At 72.9% G+C, this 13597-nt stretch carries 12 protein-coding genes; 11 read left to right on the top strand and 1 reads right to left on the bottom strand.

Translation table 11 applies throughout. The annotated features are described in order from the left end of the window. Window positions 1-54 precede the first annotated feature (54 nt). Window positions 55-396 (top strand): YnfA family protein, encoded by a 342-nt coding sequence (locus AB0J68_RS13305; RefSeq protein WP_354862189.1) that lies wholly within the window; start codon window positions 55-57, stop codon window positions 394-396. 274 nt (window positions 397-670) lie between these two features. Beyond that, window positions 671-1480 carry a polysaccharide deacetylase family protein gene (locus tag AB0J68_RS13300; RefSeq protein ID WP_363938480.1) on the top strand — a complete coding sequence of 270 codons (810 nt, stop codon included), beginning with the start codon at window positions 671-673 and terminating at the stop codon, window positions 1478-1480. Between the two features lie 25 nt (window positions 1481-1505). Here the strand turns inward: AB0J68_RS13300 and AB0J68_RS13295 are convergent, their stop codons facing one another. Beyond that, window positions 1506-2918 carry a lysine 2,3-aminomutase gene (locus AB0J68_RS13295; protein WP_363938477.1) on the bottom strand — a complete coding sequence of 471 codons (1413 nt, stop codon included), beginning with the start codon at window positions 2916-2918 and terminating at the stop codon, window positions 1506-1508. A gap of 124 nt (window positions 2919-3042) precedes the next feature. On the opposite strand from AB0J68_RS13295, the gene AB0J68_RS13290 reads away from it, so the two are divergent. The 9 genes from AB0J68_RS13290 to AB0J68_RS13250 all read left to right on the top strand — a co-directional run bounded on the left by AB0J68_RS13290 (window position 3043) and on the right by AB0J68_RS13250 (window position 13560). Continuing rightward, entirely contained in the window at window positions 3043-4092 is a 1050-nt protein-coding gene (locus tag AB0J68_RS13290; protein WP_363938484.1) for a zinc-binding alcohol dehydrogenase, read from the top strand. 4 nt (window positions 4093-4096) lie between these two features. Next, on the top strand, window positions 4097-5662 hold the full coding sequence (locus AB0J68_RS13285; protein WP_363938475.1) for an amidohydrolase: 1566 nt from the start codon (window positions 4097-4099) through the stop codon (window positions 5660-5662). Continuing rightward, complete coding sequence (locus tag AB0J68_RS13280; protein WP_355068851.1) at window positions 5659-7221, top strand: lysine 5,6-aminomutase subunit alpha; 1563 nt, start codon at window positions 5659-5661, stop codon at window positions 7219-7221. Before AB0J68_RS13285 ends, AB0J68_RS13280 begins: the two co-directional genes overlap by 4 nt. Window positions 7222-7286: 65 nt before the next feature. Next, window positions 7287-8036: an OAM dimerization domain-containing protein gene (locus tag AB0J68_RS13275; protein WP_355068852.1), complete on the top strand. Its 750-nt coding sequence runs from the start codon at window positions 7287-7289 to the stop codon at window positions 8034-8036. Beyond that, window positions 8033-8440 (top strand): hotdog domain-containing protein, encoded by a 408-nt coding sequence (locus tag AB0J68_RS13270; protein WP_355068854.1) that lies wholly within the window; start codon window positions 8033-8035, stop codon window positions 8438-8440. Before AB0J68_RS13275 ends, AB0J68_RS13270 begins: the two co-directional genes overlap by 4 nt. A 40-nt stretch (window positions 8441-8480) precedes the next feature. Beyond that, window positions 8481-9818: a glutamate mutase L gene (locus AB0J68_RS13265; protein WP_363938470.1), complete on the top strand. Its 1338-nt coding sequence runs from the start codon at window positions 8481-8483 to the stop codon at window positions 9816-9818. A 676-nt stretch (window positions 9819-10494) separates the two neighbouring features. After that, window positions 10495-12126, top strand: coding sequence for an apolipoprotein N-acyltransferase (gene lnt, locus AB0J68_RS13260; RefSeq protein ID WP_363938482.1), 1632 nt, complete (start codon window positions 10495-10497; stop codon window positions 12124-12126). Window positions 12127-12160: 34 nt separating this feature from the next. Beyond that, window positions 12161-12970 carry a polyprenol monophosphomannose synthase gene (locus AB0J68_RS13255; RefSeq protein WP_355068858.1) on the top strand — a complete coding sequence of 270 codons (810 nt, stop codon included), beginning with the start codon at window positions 12161-12163 and terminating at the stop codon, window positions 12968-12970. Between the two features lie 65 nt (window positions 12971-13035). Beyond that, window positions 13036-13560 (top strand): FxsA family protein, encoded by a 525-nt coding sequence (locus AB0J68_RS13250; RefSeq protein ID WP_363938467.1) that lies wholly within the window; start codon window positions 13036-13038, stop codon window positions 13558-13560. The last annotated feature ends 37 nt before the right edge of the window (window positions 13561-13597 follow it).

The following is a 13597-nucleotide window of genomic DNA, read 5'->3' as shown; positions in this document are numbered from 1 at the left end:
CCGGGCAGCACCTGCCCGGGGACCCGACGCGTGTGGGCCGTTAGGGTCGGCGGCGTGACTGTGCTCCGTTCCCTGGTGTTGTTCGTGCTGGCCGCCCTGGCCGAGATCGGTGGCGCGTGGCTGGTCTGGCAGGGTTGGCGGGAGCAGCGCGGCCTGTGGTGGATCGCCGCCGGCGTGGTCGCGTTGGGCTGTTACGGCTTCGTGGCCACGTTCCAGCCGGACGCCAACTTCGGCCGCATCCTGGCCGCGTACGGCGGGGTGTTCGTGGCGGGTTCGTTGGGCTGGGCGATGGTGGTGGACGGTTTCCGCCCGGACCGTTGGGACCTGACCGGCGCGGCCCTGTGCCTGCTCGGCGTCGCGGTCATCATGTACGCCCCGCGTGGGGGTTCCGCCTGACCCGCGCGCGGGTGACCTCGCGGGCGGTTTGTCCCTGGAAGGCGACATACCTCAGAGTCATATTCATACCTCTGAGGTATGTCGCTTACCGGAGCGGCACCGCCCAAGCGGGCCTGAGACGTGCCCCCACGAGCCCTCGTGGGCACGCGGGGGACAGTGAGGTGCTTTCGCTTCTGCGATGATCTGCGGCGTGATCCGAGCTGGGCTTCGCCCGTTTCTTGGCGTCGTGGTCGTGGCGGCCGTCCTCGGCAGTGCCGGGTGTGAAGCGTCCCGGGTGCCGCCCGCGGACCAGCCGGTCTTCGTCGGCTCGTCCGCCTCGTCGAGCCCATCCACGCCGTCCGTCGCCTCGTCGGCCGGTGTCCCGTCTGCGCCGGCGGTTGCCTCGGTGCCGGGCGCGACGCCGACCGGGACCAGGGCGCCGGTGGTGGACCACGGGCCGCGGACCGGTAACAAGGTCGCGTTGACCTTCGACGCGGACATGACCGACGCGATGTTGGGCAACCTGCGTGCCGGTCGGGTGAAGTCGTACGCCAACCTGCGCATCCTCGACCTGCTGGAACGGGAGCGGGTCCCGGCCACGTTCTTCCTGACCGGCAAGTGGGTGCAGCGGTATCCGGAGGTCACCCGGCGCATCGCTGGCAATCCGCGTTTCGAGCTGGCGAACCACACGTACGGGCACGCGGCGTTCACCGGTCACTGCTACGACCTGCCCACGAAGCCGGTGAACGAGTTGCGCGGCGACGTGGCGAAGACGTTCGAGGTGATCGAACCGTACGGGGGTCGGCAGACCCGGTACTTCCGTTTTCCAGGGCTCTGTCACGACGCGGCGGCGCTGGACGCGCTGGCCCCGCTCGGCGTGACGGTCGTCGACGGGGACGTGGTCAGCGGCGATCCGTTCGCGACCGCGTGGAAGCCGTTGGTGCGGGCGGTGGTGGACCACGCCCGCCCCGGGTCGGTGGTGATCATGCATGTGACCGAGGCGAACGCGGCAATGACCGATGAGGCGTTGCCGCACATCCTGGCCGGGCTGGCCGAGCGGGGGCTGGTGCCGGCCCCGCTGTCCGAGGTGCTGGCCGCCGGGTGAGTCGGCGGCCAGCACCTGCGGTGCGTCAGTCGTCGCGGTGGTCGTTCCACCACTGCTGGCCGCCCTCGGGCAGGGTGTCGATCGGGTCGTAGTAGGCGTAGCGCTTGTTGAGCGCCTCCAGATCGGCGGACTCGATCGAGGTGCGGTAGTTCTTGGTCCAGTAGGAGATGCCGCGCTCACGGTCGTAGTCGGTGAGCATGTGCACCCAGCGCTTGCCGACGAAGGGCACGTCGCAGACGATCCGTGGGGTGGCGTAGCCGGGCAGGTAGCCCATGATGTCGTGCTGGAGCTGCTGGGCGTGCCAGACCGGGACGCGCCAGTGTTCGGCGTTGGGGATCATGTCGCACATGTAGAAGTAGTACGGCAGGATCCCGGCTTCGCCCTGCAGCGCGAAGCAGAGGTCGAGCAGTTCCGGGGTGGTGGCGTTGACGCCGCGCATGAGGACGCCCTGGTTGCGGACGTCGCGGACGCCGACGTCGAGGGCGGTCTGGGCGGCCTTGGCGACCAGTGGGGTGAGCGACTGGGCGTGGTTGACGTGGGTGTGGATGGCGAGGTTGACACCGCGGCGGGCTGCGGTGCGGGCGACGCGCTCCAGGCCCTCGACGACGTCGGGCTGCAGCCAGTGCTGGGGCAGGCCCATGAGGGCTTTGGTGGCGAGGCGGATGTCGCGGACCGTCTCCAGTTCCAGCAGGCGCATGAGGTACGACTCGAGGTTGCGCCACGGGACGTTGGCCACGTCGCCGCCGGAGACGACTACGTCGCGGACGCCGGGGTGGGCCTTGAGGTAGGCGATGTGGGCGTCGTAGCGGTCGACGGGCTTGAGGGTGAGTTTGAGCTTGTCGACGGCGGGGGTGGAGTTGCCGACCAGGTCCATGCGGGTGCAGTGGCCGCAGTACTGGGGGCAGGTGGAGAGCAGCTCGGCGAGGACCTTGGTGGGGTAGCGGTGGGTGAGACCTTCGGCGACCCACATGTCGTGCTCGTGCAGGCTGTCGCGGCTGGCGTAGGGGTGTGAGGGCCAGTCGGTGCGTCGGTCGGAGGCGACCGGGATCATGTAGCGGCGGATGGGGTCGGCGAGCAGCGCCTCGGTGGTCAGCGGCGCGAACGGCACCATCGTGTTGATCATTTGTGGCGGCACCAGCATGGACATGGTGGCCAGGGCCTTCTGGTCGGCCTCGAGGTCGGCGTAGAAGCTGTCGTCGACGAGGTCGCCGAAGACGGCGCGGAGCTGCTTGATGTTCTTGACGCAGTTGACGCGTTGCCACTGGGCGGATTCCCACTGGTCGCGGGTGACGGTGCGCCAGCCGGGGAAGCGGGTCCAGTCGGGTTCGACCAGGGGGCGGCGGTGGTATTCGTACGGCTGCCCGGCGGTCGGTACGGCGACCGGGGCGTGACGGGGTTGCGGGATGGTCTGGGTCACGGCCCCTCCTCGGTGGATCATCGAAGCTCGAAGGCTACTGGAAAATATTCGGTACAGAAACTAGTCTGCCGTAAGTTTTCCCGCTACGCGAGCCTTGACCGGGGCTTCGAGCGGCCGGACAGGGGAGGTCGGCGTGACGTCACCGGTGGGACTGCACCGCGTCGTGGAACCGGCGGGGGTGCTGCCGCAGGCGGCCTGGCGGCTGGACGCGTCCGCGGCGATCGCGCCGAACGAGGTGCGGATCCGGGTGGAGCGGCTGAACCTGGACGCGGCGAGTTTCCGGCAGTTGTCGGAGAAGCACGGCGGCGACGGGGCTGCCGTGCGCGCCGAGGTGCTGGAGATCATTTCCACGCGGGGGAAGATGCAGAACCCGGTGACCGGCTCCGGCGGGATGCTGATCGGCACTGTCGAGGAGGCCGGTCGGCGGTCCCCGCTGGGACTCAAGGCCGGTGAGCGGGTCGCCACGCTGGTGTCGTTGACGTTGACGCCCCTGGTGATCACCGACGGGTTGGCGCGCTGGGACGGCCGCAGCGAGCAGGTGCCGTGTGACGGGTGGGCGATCCTGTTCGCGCGGTCCATCGCGGCGGTGCTGCCCGACGACGAGGATCCCCAGTTGTCCCTGGCCGTGCTGGACGTGTGCGGGGCGCCCGCGCTGACCGCCCGGGTGGTGTCGCGCTACGTCGAGGAGCGTCGGCGTAGCGGTGATCCGACGCCGGTGCGGGTCGCGGTGATCGGCGGGGCCGGCAAGAGCGGGTCGCTGTCTCTGGCGGCGGCGCGTCGCGCGGGCGCCGCGCGTACCGTCGGGGTGGTTCCGGTGGCGGCGGAGCGGGACGCGCTGACGGACGCCGGGCTGGCGTCGGTGGTGGCGTTGGCCGACGCGCGCGACCCGGTGGGGTTGTCCATGGCGGTGACCACCGCGCTGGGCGCTCCGGCGGACGTGACTGTGGTGTGCGTGGACGTGCCGGGCTGCGAGCACGGGGCGGTGCTTTCCACCGCGGACGGCGGCACGGTGATCTTCTTCTCGATGGCGACGAGCTTCTCCGCGGCCGCGTTGGGCGCGGAGGGGTTGGCGGCGGACGTGACGATGCTGGTGGGCAACGGGTACGTGCCGGGGCACGCGGAGTTGGCGTTGGGGCTGTTGCGCGCCGAGCCGGGGGTGCGTCGGCTGTTCGCGGCGCGGATCGCGGCAGACTGAGGTCATGACGAACCCCTCGACGTTGTACCGCGGCGGCGTGCTGCACTGCCCCGCCGACCCGAGCGCGACCGCGCTGTTGGTGTCCGGTGGGCGGATTGCCTGGTTGGGCACCGACGGTGACGCGCCGCCGGCCGACCGGGTGGTGGACCTGGACGGGGCGCTGGTGACGCCGGCGTTCGTGGACGCGCACGTGCACGCCACCGACACCGGGTTGGCGCTGTCCGGGCTGGAGCTGTCCGGGGTGCGCTCGGCGGGGCAGTTGCTCGACGCGGTGGCCGGGTTCGCGGCGGGGTTGCCGGCGGACGCGGTGGTGCTGGGGCACGGCTGGGACGAGTCCGGCTGGTCGGACGCGACGTTGCCGGACGCGGCGGCGTTGGACCGGGCGGCCGGTGGCCGGCGGGTGTACCTGTCGCAGGCGTCGATCCATTCGGCGTTGGTGTCGTCGGCGTTGCTGGCGGCGTGTCCGCAGGCGGCGCAGGCGGCCGGGTACGACGCGTCGGGCTGGTTGCGGCGCGACGCCCACCATGTGGTGCGGGCGGCGGCGCAGGGGTCGGTGACGCGGGCGCAGCGGGTCGCCGCGCAGCGGGTGGCGCTCGCGCACGCGGCGTCGTTGGGCATCGCGGCGGTGCACGAGTGCGGCGGTCCGGAGATCTCCGACGAGGAGGACTTCACCGGCCTGCTGGGCATCTCCGGGGCGGGGGTGCCGGAGGTGTACGGGTACTGGGGTGAGCTGGGTGGCGCGGCGCGGGCCCGGGAGTTGGGCGCGGTGGGCGCCGGGGGTGACCTGTTCGCGGACGGGGCGTTGGGGTCGCGCACGGCGCACGTGTCGCAGCCGTACGGCGACGGTGACGGCTGCGGGCACGGGTATCTCAGCGCCGAGCAGGTGCGTGATCACTTGCTGGACTGTGCGGCGCAGGGCCTGCAGGGCGGGTTCCACGCGATCGGGGACGCGGCGATCGGCACGGTGCTCGACGGGTTCGCGGCGGCGGCGGCGACGCTGGGTGTGGAGCGGCTGCGCGCGGCCCGGCACCGCATCGAGCACGCGGAGATCATGAACAAGCGGATGATCGCGCGGTTCGTGGAGTACGGGATCGTGGCGAGCATGCAGCCGGCGTTCGACCGGTTGTGGGGTGGGGCGGGCCGGATGTACGAGGCGCGGTTGGGGTTGGACCGGTCGTTGGAGTCGAACCCGATGGGTGCGATGCACTCGGTGGGTGTGGCGTTGGCGTTCGGGTCGGATTCGCCGGTGACGCCGCTGGACCCGTGGGGGTCGGTGCGGGCTGCGGCGGCGCACCACAACCCGGCGCAGCGGATGAGTGTGCGGGCGGCTTTCGCGGCGCACACCCGCGGTGGGTGGCGGGCGGTGCACCTGGACGTCGAGGGTGTGCTGGCGCTGGGTGCGCCGGCGACGTTCGCGGTGTGGTCGACGCCGGCGGGGGTGGAACGGGGTCTGCCGGTGCTGGTGGCCGAGGACCCGGAGGTGCGGGGTCCGGACGATCCGACGCCGCTGCCGGTGTGCCGGCGGCTGGTGCTGCGTGGTGAGGTCATCTATGAGGAAGGGTCGTCGTGACCGGGAAACTTGACCTTGATCCGGTGTTGGTGGCGCGGGCGCGGGAGTTGGCGCGGCGGGCCGGGCAGCCGGTGGTCGACCTGGCCCGCAGCCACACGACGGTGTCGGTGGAGCGGGCGGTGCTGCGGCTGGCCGGGGTGAGCGGCGCCGACCCGGACGGCATTCCGTGGGTGAACCGGCTCGTGGACGCGGTCGCCGCGGACGTGGGATTGGGGCACGGGGTGGCGGTGCCGGTGTTCGACGCCCTCGCTCGCGAGGGGATCACGGATGTGACGTTGCTGGCGCAGAAGGCCGCCGCCGGGTCGGTGCGGTTCGCGCTGCCCAGCGGTCGGTCGGCGACGGCGGCCCGGTCGGCGGCCCGCAAGGCGGTCGGCGCGGGTATCCGGCGGATCGACCGGCGGCGCGCGGAGCGCGAGCGCCTCGTCAAGCGGCACGGGGACCCGAAGCAGCGGCCGTGGATCTACCTGATCGTGGCGACGGGCGACATCTACGAGGACATTCCGCAGGCGCAGGCGGCTGCACGCGCCGGTGCGGACGTCATCGCGGTGATCCGCTCGACGGGGCAGTCGTTGCTGGACTACGTGCCCGAGGGCGCGACCCGGGAGGGCTTCGCCGGCACGTACGCCACGCAGGAGAATTTCCGGTTGATGCGCGCGGCGCTGGACGAGTCGTCGAAGGAGTTGGGCCGCTACGTGCGGCTGACGAACTACGCGTCGGGGTTGTGCATGCCGGAGATGGCGATCCTGGCCGGGTTGGAACGGCTCGACATGATGCTCAACGACTCGATGTACGGGATCCTGTTCCGCGACATCAACCCGGTCCGTACGTTCGTCGACCAGCGGTTCTCCCGGCAGGTGCACGCCCGCGCCGGGATCATCATCAACACCGGTGAGGACAACTACCTGACCACCGCCGACGCGGTCGACGAGGCGCACACGGTGACCGTGTCGCAGCTGCTCAACGAGTTCTTCGCGCACGAGGCGGGCCTGGCGGACTGGCAGTTGGGCCTGGGGCACGCGTTCGAGATCAACCCGGAGGTGCCGGAGTCGTTCCGGTTGGAGTTGGCGCACGCGTTGCTGGCGCGGGAGTTGTTCCCGGACGCGCCGTTGAAGTGGATGCCGCCGACCAAGCACATGACCGGTGACGTGTTCCGGGGCAACCTGCTCGACGGGTTCTTCAACCTGGCGGGCGCGCTGACCGGTCAGGGCATCCTGCTGGTGGGGATGATGACCGAGGCGGTGGTGACGCCGTGGCTGTCGGACCGCGACATCGCCCTGCAGAACGTGCGCTACGTGCTGGGCGCCGCCGGTGGGTTGCACGAGGACTTCGTGCCGGCGGCGGGCGGCTTCATCCGCCGCCGCGCCAACCAGGTCCTCGGTGAGGCTCTCGATCTGCTGGAGCGCATCGGGGAGCAGACGCTGCTCACCGCGATCGCGGAGGGCACGTTCGGCATCATGAAGCGGCCGGCGGACCGCGGCAAGGGTCTGGACGGGGTCGCCGCGCACGAGGCCGACTACTGCAACCCGGCCACCGACATCCTGGAGGCGGCGGCGTCGTGAGCGAGCGCAGCGAGAGAACCGGCCAGCACAGCAGCCACGCGCTCGCGCCGTCGCGAAGCGACGGCGTGAGTAAGCAGATCGTGCGTCCGTACGGGGACACCACCGGCGACGGGATGGTGCAGGTGTCGTTCACCCTGCCGGTGGCCCACGACAAGCGGGCCGAGGGCGCGGCGGTGCAGCTGGCCAACAAGATGGGCATCGACCCGGCGATGGTGGTGCACGCCAAGCCGATGGGTGACGGATTCACGTTCTTCGTCGTGTACGGGCGGGTCAACCACCTCGTCGACGTCGACGCGGTGCAGGTGGTGGAACGGGACTTCCCGCTGCTGTCGGCCAAGGAGGTCAACACCGTCGTCAAGCAGCGGCTGCGCCGCAAGCTGTCGGTGGTCGGGGCGTGCATCGGCACCGACGCGCACACCGTGGGCATCGACGCGATCCTCAACGTCAAGGGCATCGCGGGCGAGAAGGGCCTGGAGTACTACCGGGAGTTGAAGGTCACCAACATGGGCGCGCAGGTCAGCGTGCCGGAGCTGGTGGAGGCCGCCCGGGTGGAGAAGGCCGACGCGGTGCTCGTGTCGCAGGTCGTCACCCAACGCGACGCGCACCTGCACAACACGCGGGAGATGTCGGCGGCGTTCCGGGAGGCCATGCCGGCGGGTAAGCGGCCCCTGTTGATCGTCGGCGGCCCCCGGTTCGACGAGTCGATGACCGACGAGTTGGGCGTGGACCGGATCTTCGGTCGGGGGACCACGCCCGGCGAGGTGGCCAGCTACCTCGTGCACGCCCTGATCACGCAGCGGAAGGCGATGGCATGACCGACACCAGGCTCGGGTTGACGGTGACGCACCGGCGGTACGTGCCGTACGCGCACGCCCACTACGCCGGCAACCTCGTCGACGGGGCGTACGCCCTCGGGTTGTTCGGCGACGTCGCCACGGAGGTGTGTATCCGCACGGACGGCGACGAGGGCCTGTTCGCCGGGTACTCCGACGTGCGGTTCACCGCGCCGATCCGCGCCGGTGACGTGGTGGAGGTGACCGCCCAGGTGTCCCGGGTGGGCAGTCGCAGCCGCACCCTGGAGTTGAGCTGCACGGTGGTGTGTCGGGGTCGCCCGGACCGCTCGGCGTCCGCCGCCGAGGTTCTGGACCCGCCGATCGTCGCGGTCACGGCGACCGGCACCGTGGTCGTACCCGCCGCATCAGTGAGTCGCGAGGAGTGAGCCGGGGTTGCGAGCCCCGCAGTCGCGAACAGGGAAACTCGTGACCCTGGCGGTCTGCGCGGACGTCGGCTCGACGTACACCAAGGCGGCCGTGGTGGACCTGGCCGCGGGTGTCCTCGTCGGCGCGGCGGCCGCGCCCACCACGGTGGGCAGCGACGTGCTGCACGGCCTGGACGCCGCCGTCGCGGCGGCCACCGCCGGGCTCGGGGTGCGGGACGTGCCGTGGTACGTCTGCTCGTCGGCCGGTGGTGGGTTGCGGCTGGCCGTGCTCGGCTACGAGGCGTTGGTGACCGCGCAGGCGGGCCGGCGGGTCGGGTTGTCGGCCGGCGCGCACGTGGTGCACGTGGCGGCCGGTCGGCTCGGCGCCGCCGACCTGACGGCGTTGCGGGCGGCCCGGCCGGACGTGGTGCTGCTCGTGGGCGGCACCGACGGCGGCGACGGCGACACGATCACCCACAACGCCACCCGCCTGGCCCGGGCCCGCTGGCGGGTGCCGGTCGTCCTGGCCGGCAACAGCGACGTCCGTGCGGAGTTGACCGGGCTGTTGGAGGCCGCCGGGGTGCCGGTGACCGGTGCGGACAACGTGCTGCCGCGCATCGGGGTGCTCGCCCCGGCGTCGGCGCGCGCGGCGATCCGCGCGGTGTTCCTGCGCCACGTCATCGGCGGCAAACGACTGTCCAGGGGCACGCGGTTCGCGCGGCTGGTGCGGGCGGCCACGCCCGACGCGGTCCTCACCGGCGTGGAGGTGCTCGCCGACACCATCGGTGGGGACCTCGCCGTCGTCGACGTGGGTGGGGCCACCACCGACGTGTACTCGGTCCTCACGCCCGACGAGCGGGCCACCGGGCCGGGCCGGGAGGTCGCGGGCAGTCTGTGGCGGGCCCGCACCGTCGAGGGCGATCTGGGCATGCGGTGGAGCGCCCCCGGCGTGGTGCGCGCCGCCGCCGAGGAGCGGCTGCTCGCCGCCGACGAGACCGACGGCCTGGCCGCCGCCGCCGACCGCCGGGCCGCCGACCCGGCCTTCCTGGCCGCCGACGACGTCGAGCGGGCCGTGGACGCCCGGATCGCCACCCTGGCGGCGACGGTGGCGTTGCGCCGGCACGCCCGGGGCGCCGCCACCGGCGAGCGGGCCGGGCGGGACCTGCGCGACGTGCGGCTGCTGGTGGGCTCCGGTGGGGTGCTGCGGCACGCGCCCGCCGACGCGTCCGGGCAGGTCCTGGCGGCAGTCCTGGCCGATCACGCGGGCGGGTGGGCGCTGCCGCGCGCCGCCCGCGCGGTCGTCGACGTCGACTACGTGCTGGCCGCCGGTGGGTTGCTCGCCGAGGAGCACCGGACGGCCGCCGGGGCGCTGCTGCGCCACCATCTGAGCACGCAGTGAGACACGCCGACCCGACACGCCGTGGCGCAACACACGACAGGCCGGGGGTGGGTTGACAGGAGGCGGGGTGCAGCACGTACCGTCTTTGAGTCCTACCACGGGAAGCGGCTGTTGTTCGCTTCGTCCCTTCGTCCGCTGGCCGAGCGACTATTTCAGCGTCATCGTCGCGGCGGCCAGGTCCAGCGGGCGGGGGTCGGCGGGGCGGCGCGAACCGGTCGCGGTTACCGGTGTACGGGCAGGGTGAGGTGCACGGCCAGTAGACAACGGCCCGGCGGGGGCAGCCAGTCAACCGCCTGGTCGGTCCGAAGGTCGGCGTGCCCCATCCTCGCCGCACCGGCCGGGGAGGGCCTGGGAGCATCGGGGCGCGGCGCAAGCCGCGCCCCGATTTCATACCCCCACCCCACTCGCGCGCCGATCTGGCAGGTTCGGTCGCCGACATGAGCGGGAACGCCCCTTGCGTCGACGACCGACAGTGCAAGATCGCGGAGCAGGGGTCGGGCGGGCCCCTCATCGTGGGCCGATGCGGCCGGTGGGGGCGGCGGCCGGGTAGCCTTCGCCGGGTGATCGAGGTGAAGCAGCGGTGACGACCCTGGACCGCGACGAGAGCCACGCCCCCACGGTGATCAGCGCGCCGGTCGCCGTGGGTCGGCCGCTGCCGCTGCGCGTCGCCGCGCCGATGGCGGTCGCCGCCGGGCTGGCCCTGCTGCTGGCGTTCCCGCCGTACGGGGTGTGGCCCCTCGCGCCGGTCGGCGTGGCGCTGCTGGCCGCCGCCGCCCACCGACGGCGGTTGCGCGCCGGCGCCGGCGTGGGCTTCCTCACCGGAGTGGGGCTGTTCGCGCCGCTGCTGGCCTGGACGAACCAGCACACTGGCTACCTGCCGTGGGTGCTGCTGTCGCTGCTGCAGGCCGGCTACCTGGCGCTGCTCGGGGCCGCCACCGCCTGGGTGTCACCACTGGCCGACCGGAGCCGCTGGGCGTTGCCGGCGCTGACCGGGCTGCTGTGGGTGGGGCAGGAGGCGCTGCGCGACCGTACGCCGTTCGGCGGGTTCCCGTGGGGCCGGCTCGCGTTCACCCAGGACGACTCGCCGCTGCTGCGCCTGGCCGCCCTCGGCGGCGCGCCGCTGGTCACCTTCGCGGTGGCGGTCGTCGGCGGGCTGCTGGTCACCGCCGGCTGGCACGCCTGGGCCATTCTGCGCCCCACCAGTCGCACCGACCCCGACACGACCGGTGGCCTCGGCGACACCGACGCGACCAGCCGCCCCCGCGACACCAGCGACATCGAACCGGCCACCCGGCCCAGCGGCGCCGGGTCGGCGCGGCGGTGGACGCCGGTGGCCGTGCCGGCCGTCGCCGCGGTCGCGCTGGCCGGGGCGGGTCTGCTGGTGCCGCTGGCCGCCGCCGGGTCGGGCGAGCCCGTCACCGTGGCCATCGTGCAGGGCAACGTGCCGCGCCTCGGGCTGGACTTCAACGCCCAACGCCAGGCGGTGCTCAACAACCACGTCGACGCCACCCTGGAACTGGCCGCGCGGGTCGCGGCCGGCGCGGAGCGGCAACCCGACCTGGTGGTGTGGCCGGAGAACTCCAGCGACATCGACCCGCTGCGCAACCCCGCCGCCGGGGCCCGCATCTCCCAGGCCGCCGACACGATCCGCGCGCCCATCCTGGTCGGCGCGGTGCTGCTCGGCCCCGGCCCGGGGCAGGTCCGCAACGCGGGCATCCTGTGGCGGCCCGACACCGGCGCGGACATGGGGCAGCTCTACACCAAACGCCACCCGGTGCCGTTCGCCGAGTACGTGCCGCTGCGCGACATCGCCCGCATGGTCAGCGACAAGGTCGACCTGATCCGCAGCGACTTCGTGCCCGGCAGCACCCCGGGCGTGGTACGCGCCGGCCCGGCCGTGCTCGGCGACGTCATCTGCTTCGAGGTCGCCTACGACGAGGTGGTCCGCGACACCGTCACCGGCGGCGCGCAGCTGCTGGTGGTGCAGACCAACAACGCCACCTTCGACGAGGCGGAGGCCCGCCAGCAGCTGGCCATGGTGCGGCTGCGGGCGGTGGAGCACGGCCGGCCGGCGTTGATGGCCTCCACGGTCGGGGTGTCCGGGTTCGTCGCCCCCGATGGGCGGGTAAGCGACGCCACCGGGTTCAACACCCGGGAGGTCGTGGTGCGGCAGCTACGGCTCGACAGCGGGCGTACCCTCGCCACCCGCCTCGGCTGGTGGCCGGAGCTGGCCCTCGCTGGGCTGGCCGTGGCCGCCCTGGCCGGAGCGGGCGTGCTGCGCCGACGGCAGCGGGTCGTGCCCGGATAGCAACAGCCGGTACGCCGGCGGGAGCGGAGGAACCGTGATCCAGGCGACCGATACGATCCGGCGTCCGGACGAGGTGCCCGGCCTGGGGCGGGTGCTCGTGGTGATCCCCACCTACAACGAGGCCGACAACGTCGCGGCGATCGTGGGGCGGGTCCGCCGTGCCGCCCCCGCCGTGCAGATCCTCGTCGCCGACGACAACAGTCCCGACGGCACCGGCGCGATCGCCGACGCGCTCGCCGACGGCGACCCGCACGTGCAGGTGCTGCACCGCGAGGGCAAGCAGGGCCTCGGCGCCGCGTACCTGGCCGGGTTCGGGTGGGCGCGCGAGCGCGGCTACCAGGCCGTGGTGGAGATGGACGCCGACGGCTCACACGCCCCCGAGGACCTGCCGGCGCTGCTGGACGCCGCCCGCGACGCCGACGTGGTGATCGGGTCACGGTGGACCAGCGGCGCGCAGGTCGTGAACTGGCCGCTGCGGCGGCTGCTGCTGTCGCGCTGCGGCAACCTGTACGCGCGCCTGGCGCTGGGCATGCCCGTGTCGGACGCCACCGGCGGATACCGGGTGTACCGGATCAGCGCCCTGGACGCCATCGACCTGGAGTCGGTGTGCTCGCAGGGCTACTCGTTCCAGGTGGAGCTGTCGCGACTCGCCCACCGGGCCGGGGTGCGGATCGTGGAGGTGCCGATCACGTTCGCCGAGCGGGAACGCGGCGACAGCAAGATGAGCCCGCGCATCGTCGCCGAGGCGCTGTGGCGGATCACCCGCTGGGGTGTGCAGGACCGGCGGCAGGCCGTACGCCGCGGCCTGCACGGCACCCCCACGGGTCAGGTGCGGTGGCCGTGAGCGCGGCCGTGTCATGCTGGATGTGCGGTACGTGTCGGTGTGCCGCGGATTGGCGATGAGGTGAGATGCGCCGAGGACTGAGGTTCGTGCCGATCGCCCTGCTGCTGGCGGTGGTGCTGGAGTTGGCGGTGTTCGTCCTGGTGGGGCGGGCGGTGGGGTTCGGCGCGGCGGTGCTGCTGGTGTTCGCCGCGTCGCTGCTGGGGCTGGTGCTGCTGCGCCGGGAGGGAATGCGCGCCTGGCGCGGGTTCCGCACCGCCGCGCAGGCCGGGCAGCGACCGGGGCGGCAGGTGACCGACGGGCTCGTCGGGTTGGCCGGCGCGCTGCTGCTGGCGGCGCCGGGTCTTCTCAGCGGTCTGGTCGGGTTGTTGCTGATGGTGCCGCCGGTGCGTCGCCTGGCCCGCTCCGGGGTGCAACGCACCGCCGAGCGGCGGGTGTCGTCGATGGTCGCCGGTGACCTGTTCGGGCCGCGTACGGTGCGGGTGCGCCAGGGCGCGCCGCAGCCGACGCCGCGTCCGGAGCCGGAGCAGCCGGTGGTCGTCGACGGTGGCCGGGCCATCGAGGGTGAGATCGTCGAGCCAGGCCGTAACTGAGCGCACACATGACGGCGCCCCCGGGGAATCCCCGGGG

Origin of the sequence: Micromonospora sp. NPDC049580 (assembly GCF_040675595.1) — a bacterium.
GTDB lineage: Bacteria > Actinomycetota > Actinomycetes > Mycobacteriales > Micromonosporaceae > Micromonospora.
The sequence above is the reverse complement of the archived record's forward strand: the minus strand, read 5'-3'. Positions and strand labels throughout refer to the sequence as shown.

What these genes read in the sequence shown, in the direction of transcription:
- AB0J68_RS13295 (WP_363938477.1), bottom strand. Translation starts at nt 2,918, where the DNA reads ATGATCCACCGAGGAGGGGCCGTGACCCAGACCATCCCGCAACCCCGT.
- AB0J68_RS13285 (WP_363938475.1), top strand. Translation starts at nt 4,097, where the DNA reads ATGACGAACCCCTCGACGTTGTACCGCGGCGGCGTGCTGCACTGCCCC.
- AB0J68_RS13270 (WP_355068854.1), top strand. Translation starts at nt 8,033, where the DNA reads ATGACCGACACCAGGCTCGGGTTGACGGTGACGCACCGGCGGTACGTG.
- lnt (WP_363938482.1), top strand. Translation starts at nt 10,495, where the DNA reads ATGGCGGTCGCCGCCGGGCTGGCCCTGCTGCTGGCGTTCCCGCCGTAC.
- AB0J68_RS13250 (WP_363938467.1), top strand. Translation starts at nt 13,036, where the DNA reads ATGCGCCGAGGACTGAGGTTCGTGCCGATCGCCCTGCTGCTGGCGGTG.